Raw genomic sequence first — 16,092 nt, forward strand, 5'->3', positions numbered from 1 at the left:
TCGATTACCACCCTGGACACGTGCCGGTCCGCAGCGGTCGCCCGGGCTACGAAACCGACGCGGCTTGACCGGCCACGACAGCTCGATCCGCTCCCACAACGCACACACCCGCGGGCCTGCCGTTGGCAGTTTGAAATGGCCGCGACCCAACGCGGAGGGCGAGGCCGCGGGAGCAACGGTCCGGACCACGACGGACGCCGCGGTAGCTCAAATCTTTCGGGTTGGTCAGGGCGTTTCCCGCGCGCGGAGCCGGCGCAGCATGCGGGCGTCCTGGAAGCCGACCGCGCGGGCCGCCGACTCCACCGTCGAGCCGTGGCCGATCAGGTGCTCGGCCCGCTCGACCCGCAGCATCTGCTGGTAGCGCAGCGGGGTGGTGCCGGTCGCCCGCCCGAACACGCGGGTGAGCGTGCGCTCGCTCACCCCCGACGCGAAGGCCAGGTCGGCGAGCGAGAGGCGGTCGGCGTAGCGGGCGTCGATGAGGTCTTGCACGCGGTGTACGACCTCGCTGAGGTGGGCGCGGTGGCGGAGCATGGCGCTGGACTGCTGCTCGTCGCCGTTGCGCCGCGCGTAGACGACCATCTCGCGGGCCACGCGCGCCGACACCCCCGGGCCGTGCCGCACCGCGATGAGGTGGAGCGCGAGGTCGATGCCGCTGGCGATGCCGGCGGAGGTGACCACGCGGTCGTCCACCACGTAGAGAACGTCGCGCACCACCGCCGCCTTCGGGTAGCGGCGGGCCAGTTCGTCCTGCAGCTGGTGGTGGGTGGTGCAGCGGCGGCCGTTGAGCAGCCCCACGCGACCCAGCGCGTCGGCGCCGGCGCACACGCTGGCGACCGTGCCGCCCGCGCGGTGGTGGGCGACGAGCCGCTCCAGCGTTGCCGCCTCCAGCTGCCCGGTGCCTTGGCTGGCCATGCCGCGCCACCCGGGCACCACGATCAGGTCGTCGGTGCCCAGTTTGGGCCATTCCACGCTCGCCCGCAGCGGTACCCCCTGCGCGCTGGGCACCTCGTCCCGCTCGGCCACGTAGGAGATGCGGTAGTCGAGCCCGAGGTCGTCGGCCGCGGTGTGGAAGACCTGCGCCGGTCCGGCGAGGTCGAGCAGGTGCACGTCGGGGACGAGCAGGAAGGCGACATGGGTCACGATGCGATCAGCTCGTCCACTCTCTTGATCGTCGCGAAGCGGCCGGCGAGCGCGTACTCGGTGCGCTCGACGATCTCCTCCACGCCGAGGGTCATCGGGTCGGCCAGGATCTCCGCGAGGGAACGCCCGGCCGGCGCGTTCCAGTGCTCGATCGGGGTCGTCGCGGTGGCGTCGATCACGAACGTCACCTCGTACCCGAAGTCGGACGCCACCCGTGCCGTCGTCTCGCAGCACTGCTCGGTGCGGATGCCGCAGATTGTCACGGCGCCGACCCCGGCGGCGGTGAGCAGCTGCTGGAGGTTCGTCGTGGTGAACGCGTTGTGCGACGTCTTGGTCAGCGTCGGCTCGCCCGCCTCGGGCTTGAGCCCGTCCATCAGGCGCACGAAGCCGAGCGCCGGGTCGAACACGTCACCGGTGTCCGGCTCGCTGTGCAGCACCCACACCACCATCTCACCGCGGTCACGCGCGGCCGACACTAGGCGGTCGACCTGGTCAGCGATGTCCGGGCGGCTGGTGGCCGCCCAGTTTGTCCGCTGGCGGAACGATTCCTGAACGTCGATCACGATGAGAGCGCTCTTCATACTCCGATCCTGGCCCCGCTACAGGCCCCGCCAGAAGGCACCATCATGCCCCGATGCGGACCGATCCAGCCAGGTCCGCCGCCGCGCCGGCGAGGTGCCCGTGCACCAACTCGGTGCGAAACACCAGCCGCGGACCGGCCAGCGGCACACCGTCGGCCGCGCCGCTCGGCACGATCGCGAGCCCGTGCCCGGCGGCGACCAGCGCGAGCAGGGTCCGCACGTCGGCACCCTCGTACCGCACGCTGCCCCGCAGCCCATCACTGCCCACCGCCGCGCGCAGGTCGGCGAGCGGAGCGGCCACCTCCGGCGCGTCGATCCACCGCGCGTCGACGAGGTCGTCCAGCCGCAGCCCCGACCGCCGCGCCAGCGGATGCCCTGCCGGCAGCAGCACCACGCACGGCTGCTCCGCCACCGCCACGGTCGTCAGCGGCGCCACATCTCCCAGCCGCAGCGGATCGGAAGGCGCAGCTACCCCGTCGACAAGGCCCACGTCGAGGTCACCGCCCGCGACGCCGGCCACCACCCCGTCCCGCCCGGCCACGCGCAACACGAGCTCCAGACCGGGCCGCGCCCTCCGCACCACCGAAAGAGCCACCCCCACGCGGTACGCCGACAGCGCCGAAGCCCCCACCCGCAGCACCCCGCCCGGCTCCCTCGCAGCACGGCGAACGTCAGCACGCGCCGCATCCAGCCGCAGCAGCAGCGCGGCGGCGTGCTCGAGCAGCCGCGCGCCCGCCTCGGTCGGCGCGACCGGCCGCCGGTGCAGCAGCGGCACGCCGAGGTCGTCTTCGAGCGCGGCGATCTGCTGCGACACCGCCGACTGCGTGTATCCCAGCTCGCGCGCCGCCGCCGAAAACGACGCACGCTCCGCCACGACCACGAACGTCCGGAGCAGGTGCGGATCCACCCCATCAGTATCGCTTATCGAAGTAGCAGGGATCATCGTTGGCGCTTAACGGTGTCCCCCCACCAAGATGGCGGAATGACCACCCGCCTGGCACTTGTCGGCGACCGCTCGCCAAACGTCCGCTCGCACGCCCGCATCCCCCCGCTGCTCGCGGCGCTGCGCGCCCGCGACCACCTCGACCTCGACGCCTACTGGATCCCCACCGACGAGCTGGACGAAGAGACGATCGCCGGCTTCGACGGCGTGTGGCTGCTGCCCGGCAGCCCCTACCGCAGCGAGGAGGGCGCCCTGACGGCGGTGCGCGTTGCCCGCGAACGCGGCATCCCGTTCCTAGGCACCTGCGGCGGCTTCCAGCACGCACTGCTGGAGTACGCCCGCGACGTGTGCGGCATGACCACCGCCCAGCACGCCGAAAACACGCCGTCTTCGAGTGACCAGCTGATCGTGCCGCTGGCGTGTTCGCTGGCTGGCCACGAGGCCGTGGTGAGGGTCGAGCCCGACTCGCTGGCCGGCCGCGCACTGGGCACGACGAAGACGGTGGAGCGGTACTTCTGCGCGTACGGCCTGGACCCTTCGCGGGCGGAGGCCCTGGTGGAGGCCGGGATGCGCTTTACCGGCTGGGACGATGACGGTGATGTGCGGGTGGCCGAGCTGCCCGGGCACCCGTTCTTCCTGGCAACGCTGTTTCAGCCCGAGCTGGCGCCCGATCCTCACCCGTTGGTCCGCAGTTTCGCGGTGACCGCGGCGGGCTCGCCTTCGTCCTGACCGTGCTTTGGTGGTGGCCGTGCTCTGGTCGTGGCCGTGCTCTGGTCCTGGCCGTGCTCTCGTCTTGGCCGCGCCTTCGTCCTGACCGCGCTCTCGTCGTCGGCCGCTTTCGTTGTCGGCGCGCTTTCGTCGTGGCCGTGCTTTCGTCGTAGGCCGCTTTCGTCGTAGGCCGCTTTCGTCGTAGGCCGCGGCTTTCGTCAGGGCAGTGAGACGGCGACGAGCTCGACCGGGCTCTCCTCGCCCGCGTTGGCCAGCACTTCGGCGACGTCGATCCACTTGAGCCCACCCAGTCCAGCCCCGATCCGTGGCACTCCAAGCCGCGGCAGCCCACGACTCGCCGCGTCGGACAACGCCGCCCGGATGCTCGTGTCGATCGCCTCAAGAGTGGCCGACGGCCGCGGAATCGGCTGTGTGGCGAGGTTGTAGACCACCACGTCGGGCGCCTCCCAGACGAAGATGTCGCCGAGCTGGAAGTCACCGTTCTGGCACAGCTCGCGGTACTCCTCATACATGTCCGGAAACCGCCGCCGAAACTCCACGGCGATGCCCGCCCCCATGGCGCCCGCACAGTTGCACCCGTGCCCGACAGCAGGCAGACCCAGCTGAAAGAGATCGCCCGTCACCATCGTGAACGTCATGCCCCTGAGTCTGCCCGCCCCCGCCAATCCCCGCCGCACTACGGTGGCAGGCACCGACGCATCCGGGCGACTGAAGGGACGGCTCCGGCCATGCTCGACCTGAGCAGCTTCGATCTGGAGGAGCTGGCGGCGGCGCTGGCAGACCAGGACAGCTACGACCGCCGCTGGCTGGTAGACAGCCGCACCGGCGAGATCGTCTACTGGACCACCGACTGCGGCATCGACGGCCAAAACCCAATCGACTTGGACGAGCTAGACGAAGCCCTGATAGCCGTCGATCCCCTACCGTCGCGCGTGTGGTACAGGGACATGGCCGACTTCGCCCGCGGCATTAGCGACGACCAAGCCCAGCGCCGCCTGGAACGAGCCATCAACGGGAGGGGCTCGTTCCGCCGCTTCAGGGACGAACTACACCGCGAGTACCCCGACCTAGTCTCGGTGTGGAACGCCTTCCGGGATGCCCGAGCCCGACAACGGGCCGTCCAGTGGCTAGCCGACCACAACCTGGTAACCCAGGAAGAGGCAGACCGCTACCGAGCCGACCACCCCACGCCCGACCTCCCCTGACCACGGCAGGAGCGTGCCCCCGGCAAGATTCGAACTTGCGACACACGGTTTAGGAATAAGCACCACGATCACGGGCCATCAGACACATGCGGTGTCGTTGAGGGCTCAGCTTCTCCTTGAGGACGTAGCCGGAGACGTTTCGACCCTGGACCGTCCCGTAGTAGCGGGTGTCGGTGTGCGGGTGCTCGGGGGACGTGATGACCGTGAAAAGCTCGCCAGCGGATATGTCGCCGGAGTCCTTCATCCTGTCGTTGACGACGTTGCCGGTCAACGTCGCCTTGTACACGCCGGCTTCCGCACAGCCACGCTGGGTGACTTTGACGACGGTAGCCACCGCCACGATGAGGACAAGTGCGGCGACGAGGGCTTGGATGCGGCGGCGGCTCGGTCTTCGCACCGCTTCGCGATCCCCGGGCGGCTCGTCTCTCAACCGCCGGAGCTCTTCGAACTCCTCTTGTGGCGCGCCCAGGACGTCACACATGGCTTTCAGCACGTCGTCCGGCATCCGCTTCTCTCCCCGCACGTAGCGGTTGAGCGCGGACCTTGACGTGTGGCACTTCTTTGCGAGTGCCTCGAACGACATTCTTGAACGATTCTTCATTTCTTGCAGACGTGCGGTGAAGCTGCCGACTTCGGTCGGCCGTGGCTGCCCTGCGGCCATATTTGCGATCATTTCCTTAAGCTCGCCCGGCTCATGTTTCTGCTGGTCAGAGGGTTGGGATATCCCTGGGACGTCCCAGCCCGCCGGTCACTCTTGCGCTCTGCGAACCCGGGCATGCACGCTCGGTGCGGCGCTCGGATTCAACACTGGCCACTCTCCGGCACGAGCGACATTGTGACATGAGCTCGCCGTTTCACGCTGCCCCATGCGTCTCCGCAAATAACAAGACGATCGTTATCGGAAAGGAAACCGTGATCAATTTGGGACAGTCCTGCCCGCAGTCGGGATGGAGCATCTTGGACGCATCCGGCTCGGTCGCGGGCATGACGGGTGTGACCGCATCCATCTTGTTCACCGTGATGGCTATCGTCCTCACCGCGAGCAGGTCATCGAGCGGCGTCCGCAAACCATCCCTGATGGCGCTGCTGCCGAGCCTGGCGACGATGTCGGCGGCCGGAACGCTCTTCGCCCTCGTTCCCGGCGAGTCCACGCCGGGGAGGGCCGCCGTCATGGCGATCCCGACCGCCGCGATGTTCGCCATCAGCGCCCTTGGCACGTTTGTCGCCTTGGCCTGGGCCGTACACGGCTTCGTCGACAACGACCTCGACGTCCAACGTGCCGCCGCGGGCATCGCCCACGCGGTGTGGATCGTCGGGGCCACCCTCGTCTATCTCACGATCGTCAACGCCGAGCACCACCTGTGCAGCCCGCTGCTGGGTGCGCACTACCGCTCCGCCACCTGGCTCCCGCTCCTCGTCGGGGTCATCGTGGCCACGGCGCTCGCCGGGGCGACCTTGCTATTGGCCGGGAAGTATGGCCCGACGCGCCCGGTGAGACAGTACTGGCCATGCGTCGCCGGCCTGATCACCATGTTCATCCTCTACGGCATCGCCTGGCTGACACCCGCTGACGCCTGGGCTGTCGTGGCGAGCCGCGACGGGATACTCGTCAAGGACGGAGTTCCGCCTCGCAGGTTGCACCTCATCACGATCGGCAGCGTCTTGTACGTCGGTGCCCTCGGCTGCCTGCTACTAGGAGCGCTGCCGCCCGCCATGACGAGGCGGCAGCGCGCAGTCGCAGTTGGTGGCCGCACGACTTCAGTAGCTGCCCCACCGGTGCGCCCCGGCTTGGGAGATCCCCACGGTGACGTGCCCACCAGCCCCACCGCCAATCGATGAGGAGATGGAGTACACGCCGGTGGGTATGCCGTCTCCCTCGATCGATCTGGCGAACTCGACCTCGCCGTAGCCGACCCAACCGCCACCGGCCGACACGAACTGATCGGTGCCGCCGAGCTGCTCGAGGTACTGGGCGTTGGAGAACATGGGACCGCCGCGAATCGAGGCGTCCAGTCCAGCTCCGGTCGACGGGTTCGAGGAGAAGGTGTTCCCCCACGCGGCTGCGGCTTCTGCGGTGCCGGCAGGCAGGGCGCCGCGATGCCCGCCTTCGCGCAGGATTTGTTGCCGTGGAAGGTGTCGTCGTCGGTGTACACGATCAGGACCGTCGTGCTGATCCGCCGCCCGTTCTCCATCCAGAACCCGTTCTCCGCGTGGAGGAACTGTATTCCGGTGCGCTTCTTCTGCTGGGTGGCCGGCGGCGAGCCGTTGCCGGAGCTGGACGCCGGCGGCCGGTACCTCGTCATGCAGTCCGAGTCGCCGCAGAGGTCGAGCCCGGACGGGTCGCTGAACGTCGCCGGACTGTTGTTGTCGTACGAGTACCCGTTGAGCAGCTGCGGGCGCTCCGGTCGATGACCGGGTCGACGCTGATGAACCGGCCCGAGGCGCGCGTCGTACTCACTGGCGCCGAGGTGGGTCAGCCCGGCCGTCGAGTCGTTGGTGCCGCCGACGAAGCCCTTCTGGTCGGGCCACGATGCCGTGGCGGCGCTGGACCGACCAGGACCACCTCGACCTGGTAGTCCGCGTCGACGCCACCTCCGCCCGGTACGTCACGATCGTGATCGGCGCCGAGGGTGTCCAGCACGGCCTGGTCCTATATCCGGGCGGGGCGCGCCGGACGGGGTTGGCTGGCCGGCGGCCGGGCGCGCCGACCCCGGTGCCGGCTGGATGCATCCTGTTCTACCTCGACTCACCGGCCAAAGCGCCGCGGGAGTTCGTGGCCAAAGCAGCCCGATTCGGCTGGCCCGTCGACGCCGATCTCACTCCGGTATGGCTGACCACCGGACCGCACGGCACGGCCGACCTCGACCACACCGCCGCTCAGCGGCTCACCGTAGCCATCGCTGCCGTCCTGGCCCACGACCGCCAGCCCGGCGACAGCGGTCCGATCACCGGCACCTGCACCCTGGCTACCGGTGAACTGGCCGCTTACACCCTCCATCCGCCGCGCTGAAGCCCGACAACTAACAGCAGGCGGTTCTCCGACGTGGGTCGGCGGAAGTCGCTAGGTCAGGGCACGCTGCCCGCTCGGCGGGGGTGACTACAGTCTTGCCATGCCTTCGCCCCAGTCCTCCCCGTGTGACCGGTTCGCGAATCTTCTGGGTGAGGCCGCGGCTACGGGCTCGTTCAGTGCCCGGCGCACCGCCCGCCCCAACGACCTGCGGCTGGAGGTCAGCAGCGTCGGCACGATCGCCCTGCCCGTCCCGGTCCGACAGGCGAAAGAGCTGTGCCTGATAGGTCGGCCAGCCCGGTTCGGCCAGGGCAAGCAGACGCTGCTGGACGCGCGGGTCCGCGACACGTGGGAGATCCCGAAGAGCCGCCTAAAGATCGACAAGCGGCGGTGGAACGCCACGTTGCGGCCTGTCCTCGACCGTCTGCGCGCCGATCTCGGCCTGCCGGAGGGATGCGAGCTGATAGCGGAGTTTCACTCGATGCTGGTTTACGCACCGGGCCAGTTCTTCGCCCCGCACCAGGATTCGGAAAAGGCCGACACCATGATCGGAACCATGGTGGTCACGCTTCCGTCCGTGTCCACGGGCGGCGTGCTCGTGGTCGAACACGCCGGCCAGACCGCGACCTACCGGTCCTCGAAGGAATCGCTGTCGTTCGTGGCCTTCTACGCGGACTGCCGCCACCACGTCCGGCCGGTCACGTCGGGCTACCGGGTCGTGCTGACCTATAACCTGCTACTCAAGGGCGACACGGTCGTCGCGTCGGCGGGCCGGGCAGACCCGGACCGGGCCACCGAACTGGCCGGCTGCCTCAACGACCACTTCGGTGATTCCGACGAACCCAGGCGCCTGGTCTACCTACTCGACCACGAGTACACCCAACGTGCGCTGAGCTGGGCCCGCCTCAAGGGAGATGACGCCAGCCGCGCCGCACTGGTACGGGCCGCGGCCCACGAGGCCGACTGCGAGGTCGCCCTGGCCCTGGCGGAGGTACACGAGACCTGGAGCACCGAGGACGCCGAGCCGTGGGGGTATGGCGGGCGGCGCGCCCACTGGGACGACGACCAGGAAGACGACGAGGAGGACGGGTCCGGGGAGGACGGCTACGAACTGCAGGAACTCATCGAATCGACGACCAGCCTCGACTGCTGGCTGGACGAGTCGGGTGAGGCTACGCCTACCTCGTTGACCGTTTTCGACGACGAGGTGTGCGCGACCACCCCCACGGCGGACCTGTCGCCACACGACTCGTCGTACGAGGGCTACATGGGCAACTACGGCAACACTCTGGACCGCTGGTACCGCAGAGCAGCGATCGTGGTGTGGCCACGCCGGTGGTCCTACGCGATCCGCGCTCAGGCCTCACCCGGCTGGGCCCTGGACCGGCTCGCCGATCTGGTCCAGGTCGGTGACGTGGCCGGGGCCCGAGACGCGGCCACCACGCTCGGCTCCTTCTGGAGCGTAGCCGCGGGGGTAAACGGCCAACACCTGCTGGGTAAGGCGCTCACGGTCGCCCAGGGCTTGGACGAGCCGGGCATCGCGGCCATGCTGCTCGCCCCGTTCCAGATCGAGATGCTGGGCCACACCCATGCGGCATCACTGGCCCAACTCGCGGCGCACTACGGCGAATCCTGGACCCGCGAGATGGTCGGGGGCTGGTTCGGCCGAGATCGACCGGCACACATGTCATGGCAGACACAGCGGGCGAGCTGGCTGGCGTCGCTGCCGGCGATCTGCGAAGCCTTGCGCGCCGCGCCCCAGGTCGGCGTGATGGTGGGCGGGCTGCTGTCCGCCGCGGCTTGGACCCCGCTGCGGGATGCGATGGCCGAGCTGTCGCGGTTCCCTACCCCAAGCCACCGGCACACGGCGCTGGGCGAACTCGGGCCAGCCGTAGCCGGTCTGCTGGCGAGTACGACGACCCTCGCGGCAAGAGAGCTGCGCGACGAGATAGTCGCCTTCCTGTGCAGAAGCAATGACGATCTGGTCGTGTGCGCGATGTCCGCGCTGCGCGCCGCCCACAAGAGCAGGCGCGATACCCACCGCGAGGCGGGACTCGACATCGTTTCCCGCCACTGCACCGTGCGGCTTGCGACTCGGCTGGCCCGGCCAACCAGGTCCGCCGACGACTGGTCAATCGAGTTGCCGGAGGGATGCCACTGCGAACTGTGCCAGACCCTGGACGCGTTCCTTGCCGACACGGCACGGCGCTCGTTCGAGTGGCCGCTGGCAGAACAACGGCGCCGGCACGTCCACAGCAGGATCGACCAGGCGGAACTGCCGGTGCACCACCAAACCCGACGCAGCGGGCGGCCCTACACCCTGGTCCTGACCAAGACGGAGGCGCTCTTCGCACGCGAGCGGGAGGCACGCCGACGCGACCAGACGGATCTTGCCTGGCTCGGCCGGACCTTCAACATGCGGTGACCAGTAAGCGAAGCAGTGGCCGCCTGGCTAGGATGCCGCGGTGCCCGTGTCTCGTAAGCGGAAGAAGAAGTCCCAGTCCGGCCGCCGGTCCCAGCGTCAGCCAGCAGGTCCTCCGCAGATCAGGGCTTCGCAAGCCGATGCCCTCAGCGAGCTGTTCGCGTACCGTAGCCAGCTCGGCGAGCACCGCGCCGTGCTGGCCGGGACCGAAGCCCGGGCGATGATCGAGGCCCTGGTCGCGGCTGCTCCAGGATGGTCGGACGACGACCTCGAAGACCATGTGTGCCTCCGCTACGGCGCGGCGATGGCCCAGTACGACGCCGGCGCGGTGGAGGACGTGGTCAACCCGGACGACCTCGTCCGCGCGCTGCTGACAGCGATCGACCAGCGGCTCCACCAGTCGGCCGAGGCAGGCACCGATGTGGCTGTTCTCCGCCGGCTGCTGACGGTTCTCGCTGGTGTGCTGCCGTCACCGCTGAGCGAGTCCACCCGCGCACTGGTCGCCAAGCACCTCGGCACCCATGCCGCCAGACAGGCCGGACGCGGGCGGGCCGTGACCGGGCCGGTGCTGTGGGCCCATGACGTCTACGGCACGCGTTGGGCGGTGGTCGCACCGTTCAGCTCGGTAGCCGGCCCGGACCGGTGGTACCTGTGGGACGTGGACACCTGCGGCTACGAGATCGTCACCATGCACAGCGGGTTCCACCCGACGGTCGAGTCCGCGGTGACGGCTTGGCGCGAGTCGGTCGGCCACGCCGCAGCCGGCGCGGCGGCCTTGACCGTGGTGGACAACGCGGAAACGCTCGGCGCCCTTCTTCTACGCGGCGATGTCGAAGGCCTCCGGGTCGGCGGGGAGGACCAGGAGCAGTACGCGGAGTTCCTGCGTAGCCGCCGGCTCGGCCGCACCGTCCGGGACGCGGTCGGCAAGACACGCGGGCAGCCTTCCGTACGGCTGACCGCCGACGAGGCCAGGGAAGGTTTCGCCCAGCGGCTACGCCAGCTCGGCCACCACGACGGCTCGGACGAGGGCCCGGCCGGCGCTGACGACCTCGCCGCGGAGCTGGCCGACTCCTGGTCCCCGGGCGATCACCCCACGCTGTATCCGTTCTGTTCGCCGCACAAGGTCGCGGTGGCGGTGCTCCACCTGCGCGACTTCTACAAAGACGAATTCGCCGCCGAACTCGTCGCCGTGCTGCCCGAATGGATCCGCTTCCTGGCCGAACACACCGCGATGGCAGCGGAACTGACCGAACGCTGCCTCGCATACGCCTCAGGCGAGCTTCAGTTCCCCGGGATCCTCGACGACCACGGCCGACCGAACCCCATGGCACGAGTGACGGAATAGAGGCGTTACCGACCCGCTTTTGGCCAGGTCGCTGATGAGTTGGTCGAGCAGTGTCTCCTCGTGTAGTGGAATTTGGTGCTGTGCATAGAGTTGGCGCAGCTGCCGAAACTGACCCTGCTCGCCATCCGCGTCGGCGACGCCGGTGAGGCCGAGGTAGCTCGCGTAGGTGGCGGTGTCGTAGCGCCAGGGCCTGGCGGCGGGCGCGACGGATCGCACTTGCTCGACAGCGACGAACCCCGGCCTCGTCGATGTCAGCTCGCACTGTGATCGGGCATCCGTTCGCGGCGAGCCCGGCTATCAGGTCAAGAGCGGCGATCGAGGGGATGCCGTCAGTGCAGACGACTGGTGGACAGCGAGGGCCGAGCTCGTCGGCCGCTGCTCGAGGACGGTGGGGTTTTCACAGACGAAGACGGTGACCTTGGTCGATGTTGACCAATTGGTGGAGATCGAACGGAGGGACAGCCAAAGCGGTTCGCCCGGTGCGGCGGCGCTCCAGCGCGCCGCCGGCCCCGGCCCGAGTAGCGGGAGATTGACGACGAGCACGCGGGACGACACCGCGTCACAAGCACACCCACGGCCGCCCAGGCCCGCCGCCAGTCTCGACCGGCGCTGAGCGGGCGTGGCAGCCTGTGCGTCACGGCGATTAGGCGGGACACGGCCCGGCCGAGTTCCTCGCGATAGTCGAGAGCGTGTGCGTCCTGCCACGTGGTTGCGGCCAGTTGTGCCAGTCGTACGCGGGGTTGCGCCGGCTCGGGAAGCCTGCGCCACACGTGGGATACCTGCTCGATCAGGGTGCGTAGGTTGCCGGATGTTACGCCCAGTTGACCCATCTCCACCGCCGTCAGGTTGCCACCACTCCACAGGTAGGGCATGGCGTCGACACCTGGCACATGCACCTGGCGGGCCAGGTCGTACACGGCGACGGCTGGCACCGTCACGTAGTTGCACCATTCGTCGTGCGCGGTCAGCATGACGTCGAGCGCGAAATCGACAGTCAGGCCCATGAACGATGCCTTGACCGCCGCGTCGACACCGGTCATCGCCTCGTCCAACCAGACCCAGCGCGGTGCGTGCGGGCTTGCCGCGTCATAGGCGACCACCGCGGCAGCGAAGAGTGGCTGGGACAGGAGGACCACCTTCTCCCCGCCGGACTTCGCGGCGTGCCGGGCAGCGTCGAAGACCGCCCAAGGGCTGCCACCGCCGGGTCGGTACTGCAATGACAGGCGCAGCCATCCCCGGTAGTCCAACGCCTGTGCGAGCTGGTCCTTCCAGTCAGCCGCGCAGTCGGCCGCCGCATCCCCGCGGGCCTCGTCGATCTTGCGTGCCAGGAACGACCGCACCACGTCCTGCCGCTCGGCGGAGAGCTCGTGGTATCCACGGGCCAGGGCCGTCACGACGGCGCCGGCGTCCGGGTCGGTGGCATCCGCTTCCCATATCACGCGGACCGCGTTGCCGTGCCGTGTCGGGTGCCTCGCGAGCTGCTCGTTGATGTTGGCGAACGTGCGCGCCGTGTAGTCCAGCCGGTCTTTGAAGTGCTCGATGAAGGTCGAGCCGAGCAGCGTCGTAAGGACACGTTGTTGCTCGGCGTCGTAGTTGTTCCGCTGCTCGCGGACGCTCGGCCAGCGCGTCGGCGGCCCGGTGAGGGGGCTGCCATCCGCTGGTCGGATCGGCCAGCACCACGACCTGCTGGATACCAGAGGTCGCCTCGTCGTCCAGCACCCGAGCCTCGCGGTTGGGCAGCAGGCCCTGCCGCAGCTCCTCCAGCCGCTGGTAGCAGCGTCGCCACGCCCGCTCCTCGTCGGCGGTCTGGGCGTCGACGGCAAGTTCCCGACGAGCCACCGCCGCCAGCTCGCGAGCGGCCTGTAGGGTGCGCCGCACCGGCAGGACGAGGCTCACCGGCTCGGCCAACCCACCGTCGACCGCCGCCCACAGCGCCGCTATCGCCCTGTCTCTGGCCAGCTCAGCCTCCGCGCGGCGGCGCTCGTGTCCACTGAGGACCTCGTCGGCACGGCCGGCGGCGACCTTCGCGTTCGTCAGGCGCGTGGTCAGCTCCTCTATCAGTGCGCGGAGCCGGTCGACCTCGGCGTCCAGCTTGTCGCGGCGGCGAAGCTGGTCACGATGGTCAGCACCGAGCGCGGCTTCCGCGGTGGCCAGGCGGACCCGGGCCTGCCGCAGGCTCACCTCCAGTGTGGACACTTCGTCGGCCGTCGCGTTCCGGGCCTGTTCGCGCGCGTCGAGCTCCTTTCCGCGATGTCCAGGGCGTCCTGGCGGGCCGCGAGCAGCTCGAGTGTGGCGAGGTCGAGGAACAGGGTCAGCCCGTCCCGGCGACGCCGGCCTTGCGGCGGCGCGGCGACGAGGTTGCCGAAGCCGCCCTCGGGCAGGACGTCCTGGTTTGGGAACAGGCGGTCGTAGGAGCGCAGGTCCATCGATCCACGCAGCACGATCGCCTCGTGCACCAGCGCAGTGCCGACGGAACGTGCGACAGCGGCGGAGACCGCCTCGGTCAAGAACACACGTCGGTCCGCGCCCGAAACCGGTCGGCGTACAAGGCCAGCTTGTCCTCGACCGGCGACGCCATCACGACCAACCCCGGTGGGGCGACCGCCGCAGAAAGCTGCTCAGGCGCCGGAGCGGTAACCTGTCCACGCAAATCCAACAGTCGCGACAGGCGCGTATTCTCGCCGCGCAGCCGCTGACGCGCCCGCGCTTCGTCCTAACGGTCCCGGCCGGCGTATCACAGAACGCCCTCCGCTAGCCGACCAACTCCGCCACCACGTTGGCAATAGCCACGCGCATGGGGTCCGGGTTGGCCCACGACCAGTTGGGGTGTGCGCGATTCGTCAGCAGCGCCAGCACCAACTTCCGCTTCGGCTCCACCAACAGTGACGTACCCGTAAATCCTGTATGCCCGAACGTCGCCGCCGTCGAAAGCTTGCCCATAAACCATGGCTGCCGCAGCACCACGCCCAGCCCATGGTCCGACGGCCGCCCCGGCCGCTCGGGATCGACCGCCGGCAGCCCGCGGTTGGCATTGGTCAGCATCGCCTTGACGGTGGCGGCCTTCAGGACGCCGCCACCACCGTCCAGCAACATCTGCCCGATCGCGGCCACGTCACGGGCGGTCGCGAAGATGCCGGCGCTGCCCGCCACGCCGCCCATCTGGTTGGCGACATCGTCGTGCACGGTGCCGCGCAGCAGCCCTCGCGACGAACGCGCGTCCGTCGCCACCAGCCGCTCCTTCGACGAGACCCACCCCAGCGGCTTGAACCCCGTGTCCCGCAACCCCATCGGCCCCGTCAGCTCGGCCTTCAGCGCGCGGTCGAGCGTGACGCCGGTGACCTTCTCGACGAGTTGGGCGGCCACCATCAGCCCGGTGCTGGAGTAGCGGAACACCTTCCCAGGCACGGCCCCCTTAACGAGCGGCGTCGCGAGCACCGCCTTGCGCTTGGCGGCCAGGTCCGGCAGGCCGGCCACCGTGGCGCCGACGGGCAGGCCACTCGTGTGGGTCAGCAGCATGCGGACCGTGACGTCCGCCTTGCCCGCGCCCGTGAAGTCCGGCAAATATTCGACCACCGGCGCCGCGAGGTCGAGCTTCCCCTTGTCGACCTGCCGCAGCACGAGAATGGCCGTGTACACCTTGGTCAGCGACGCGAGGTCGAACACCGAGTCGGCCCGCATCGCGACGCGCCTGGCGGCCGGCAGCTCAACCGGCCCGGCGTTGTAGCGCAGCGCGTGACCGACCGCCACCTGCGCCTTGACCTTGCCGTCGACCATGACCAGCGCAACCGCCCCAGCGTAGGTCGGGTGCTTCGGATTCTCCTTGGTCGGCTTGAGGAAGCGCTCCAGCTCAGCCGCCAACTTGTCGTCCCGCACCGCGGCCGGCGCCGACGGCGACGCCGAAGCGGACGGCCCAGCAGAACGTCCCGGAGGCGACGACACCGGCCCGGCCGACGAGGACTCGCCAGGCGTCGCCCACGTCGCGGAGGAAGGCTGCGGCCCGCAGCCAGCCAGCCCCGCGGTGGCGGCGGCCAGGCCGGCACCCAGGACGGTTCGGCGAGACACGGACACGGCGTGGATCGTGCCACGCCCACAGACCTGTGCAAAACCCCGAAGAAGATGAGAGCTACCGCGACGTCCGCGGTGGTCCGGACCGTTGCTCCCGCGGCCTCACCCTCCGCTGTGCAGGACCTCACCCCAAGCAACCGGCTACGCCGGTCCAACCCGCCGCCCGGCCCCGCTCACCGCCATAGGGGCGGCCACCGGTCACCCAGTCCTGTGATCATGGACGTCGACGCCCTCCAAAGGGGCAGCACGTCCACGATCCGCCGGAACCACGCCGACCGCCACCGAGTTGGGCAAAGCATGCCGGCGATGACGTCGAGGTTGCCGCGCACGTGGCTGGCGTCGGGTCGGACGATCGCGGTCTGGAGGCCTGTGGGCATCGAGACGACCAGCTCAACCCGCCCAAACCCTCGCGCCTTCAAGGAGCGCAGAAAGACGGCCTCGCAGTAGGTGGCCGGCCAGGAACGTGTACGCGAACGCGCCGGCGGCCAGAGAGCGGTCACGAAACATGGCGACTTCCCCGTCCAGGTCGGCGTAGATCCGGCAAACCTCGGACTTGGAGATCCCGCTGTCGGCGCCCAGCTGTCTGCGGCGGCGGTTGTCAATGATCATCGACGGAGCTGGTCCAAGACCTGCAGCAAGGCAGACTGACCCAGGA

General features: G+C 69.4%; 17 protein-coding genes and 1 pseudogene. 8 read left to right on the plus strand and 10 right to left on the minus strand.

Features of this window, described 5'->3' with window-relative positions; translation table 11 throughout:
• Positions 1–225: 225 nt before the first annotated feature.
• Genes Phou_RS15795 through Phou_RS54445 form a run of 3 tightly spaced genes read right to left on the minus strand, consistent with a single transcriptional unit; the run spans position 226 to position 2,628 of the window.
• Positions 226–1,140, minus strand: a complete 915-nt coding sequence (locus tag Phou_RS15795; RefSeq protein WP_173056731.1) for a GlxA family transcriptional regulator — start codon at positions 1,138–1,140, stop codon at positions 226–228.
• A complete protein-coding gene (locus Phou_RS15800) occupies positions 1,137–1,721 on the minus strand; it encodes a cysteine hydrolase family protein (protein ID WP_173056732.1) in 585 nt (194 codons plus the stop codon). The genes Phou_RS15795 and Phou_RS15800 overlap by 4 nt, the downstream gene beginning before the upstream one ends.
• Before the next feature lie 43 nt (positions 1,722–1,764).
• Positions 1,765–2,628 carry a LysR family transcriptional regulator gene (locus Phou_RS54445; RefSeq protein WP_173056733.1) on the minus strand — a complete coding sequence of 288 codons (864 nt, stop codon included), beginning with the start codon at positions 2,626–2,628 and terminating at the stop codon, positions 1,765–1,767.
• 75 nt (positions 2,629–2,703) lie between these two features.
• Between Phou_RS54445 and Phou_RS15810 the strand changes: the two genes are divergently transcribed.
• Positions 2,704–3,393, plus strand: a complete 690-nt coding sequence (locus tag Phou_RS15810) for a CTP synthase C-terminal region-related (seleno)protein (RefSeq protein ID WP_173056734.1) — start codon at positions 2,704–2,706, stop codon at positions 3,391–3,393.
• Positions 3,394–3,590: 197 nt separating this feature from the next.
• On the opposite strand, the gene Phou_RS15815 is transcribed toward Phou_RS15810, so the two are convergent.
• On the minus strand, positions 3,591–4,031 hold the full coding sequence (locus tag Phou_RS15815; RefSeq protein ID WP_173056735.1) for a macro domain-containing protein: 441 nt from the start codon (positions 4,029–4,031) through the stop codon (positions 3,591–3,593).
• Positions 4,032–4,121: 90 nt separating this feature from the next.
• Here Phou_RS15815 and Phou_RS15820 point away from each other — a divergent pair, with 90 nt between their 5' ends.
• Positions 4,122–4,598: a UPF0158 family protein gene (locus Phou_RS15820; RefSeq protein ID WP_173056736.1), complete on the plus strand. Its 477-nt coding sequence runs from the start codon at positions 4,122–4,124 to the stop codon at positions 4,596–4,598.
• A 49-nt stretch (positions 4,599–4,647) separates the two neighbouring features.
• Here the strand turns inward: Phou_RS15820 and Phou_RS15825 are convergent, their stop codons facing one another.
• Positions 4,648–5,271 (minus strand): helix-turn-helix domain-containing protein, encoded by a 624-nt coding sequence (locus Phou_RS15825; protein ID WP_308784454.1) that lies wholly within the window; start codon positions 5,269–5,271, stop codon positions 4,648–4,650.
• A gap of 167 nt (positions 5,272–5,438) precedes the next feature.
• Here Phou_RS15825 and Phou_RS15830 point away from each other — a divergent pair, with 167 nt between their 5' ends.
• The 5 genes from Phou_RS15830 (at position 5,439) to Phou_RS15850 (ending at position 11,372) form a co-directional block, all read left to right on the plus strand.
• Positions 5,439–6,437: a hypothetical protein gene (locus Phou_RS15830; protein WP_173056738.1), complete on the plus strand. Its 999-nt coding sequence runs from the start codon at positions 5,439–5,441 to the stop codon at positions 6,435–6,437.
• 258 nt (positions 6,438–6,695) lie between these two features.
• Complete coding sequence (locus tag Phou_RS15835; protein ID WP_173056739.1) at positions 6,696–7,010, plus strand: hypothetical protein; 315 nt, start codon at positions 6,696–6,698, stop codon at positions 7,008–7,010.
• Positions 7,011–7,128: 118 nt separating this feature from the next.
• Complete coding sequence (locus Phou_RS15840; RefSeq protein ID WP_173056740.1) at positions 7,129–7,608, plus strand: hypothetical protein; 480 nt, start codon at positions 7,129–7,131, stop codon at positions 7,606–7,608.
• 100 nt (positions 7,609–7,708) lie between these two features.
• Positions 7,709–10,030, plus strand: a complete 2,322-nt coding sequence (locus Phou_RS15845; RefSeq protein ID WP_173056741.1) for a 2OG-Fe(II) oxygenase — start codon at positions 7,709–7,711, stop codon at positions 10,028–10,030.
• A 40-nt stretch (positions 10,031–10,070) separates the two neighbouring features.
• Positions 10,071–11,372 carry a hypothetical protein gene (locus tag Phou_RS15850; RefSeq protein ID WP_173056742.1) on the plus strand — a complete coding sequence of 434 codons (1,302 nt, stop codon included), beginning with the start codon at positions 10,071–10,073 and terminating at the stop codon, positions 11,370–11,372.
• Here Phou_RS15850 and Phou_RS55500 read toward each other — a convergent pair.
• Together Phou_RS55500 and Phou_RS51115 are read right to left on the minus strand one after the other, a co-directional pair.
• The gene (locus tag Phou_RS55500; RefSeq protein ID WP_173056743.1) at positions 11,298–11,588 is read right to left on the minus strand and encodes a toprim domain-containing protein; all 291 of its coding nucleotides are present in this window, start codon (positions 11,586–11,588) and stop codon (positions 11,298–11,300) included. The genes Phou_RS15850 and Phou_RS55500 overlap by 75 nt on opposite strands.
• A 113-nt stretch (positions 11,589–11,701) precedes the next feature.
• Positions 11,702–12,766, minus strand: a complete 1,065-nt coding sequence (locus Phou_RS51115; protein ID WP_218579031.1) for an SbcC/MukB-like Walker B domain-containing protein — start codon at positions 12,764–12,766, stop codon at positions 11,702–11,704.
• A 244-nt stretch (positions 12,767–13,010) separates the two neighbouring features.
• Here Phou_RS51115 and Phou_RS51120 point away from each other — a divergent pair, with 244 nt between their 5' ends.
• Positions 13,011–13,238 (plus strand): hypothetical protein, encoded by a 228-nt coding sequence (locus Phou_RS51120; RefSeq protein WP_218579032.1) that lies wholly within the window; start codon positions 13,011–13,013, stop codon positions 13,236–13,238.
• 311 nt (positions 13,239–13,549) lie between these two features.
• Here the strand turns inward: Phou_RS51120 and Phou_RS52675 are convergent, their stop codons facing one another.
• The 3 genes and pseudogenes from Phou_RS52675 to Phou_RS56040 form a co-directional block, all read right to left on the minus strand.
• Positions 13,550–13,879 (minus strand): TOTE conflict system archaeo-eukaryotic primase domain-containing protein, encoded by a 330-nt coding sequence (locus Phou_RS52675; protein WP_246273575.1) that lies wholly within the window; start codon positions 13,877–13,879, stop codon positions 13,550–13,552.
• A gap of 244 nt (positions 13,880–14,123) precedes the next feature.
• Complete coding sequence (locus Phou_RS15870) at positions 14,124–15,440, minus strand: serine hydrolase domain-containing protein (protein WP_173056744.1); 1,317 nt, start codon at positions 15,438–15,440, stop codon at positions 14,124–14,126.
• A 290-nt stretch (positions 15,441–15,730) separates the two neighbouring features.
• A pseudogene (locus Phou_RS56040) lies at positions 15,731–16,022 on the minus strand (hypothetical protein); the annotation flags it as partial.
• Between the last annotated feature and the right edge of the window lie 70 nt (positions 16,023–16,092).

This window comes from Phytohabitans houttuyneae, from assembly GCF_011764425.1.
Classification (GTDB): Bacteria; Actinomycetota; Actinomycetes; order Mycobacteriales; family Micromonosporaceae; genus Phytohabitans; species Phytohabitans houttuyneae.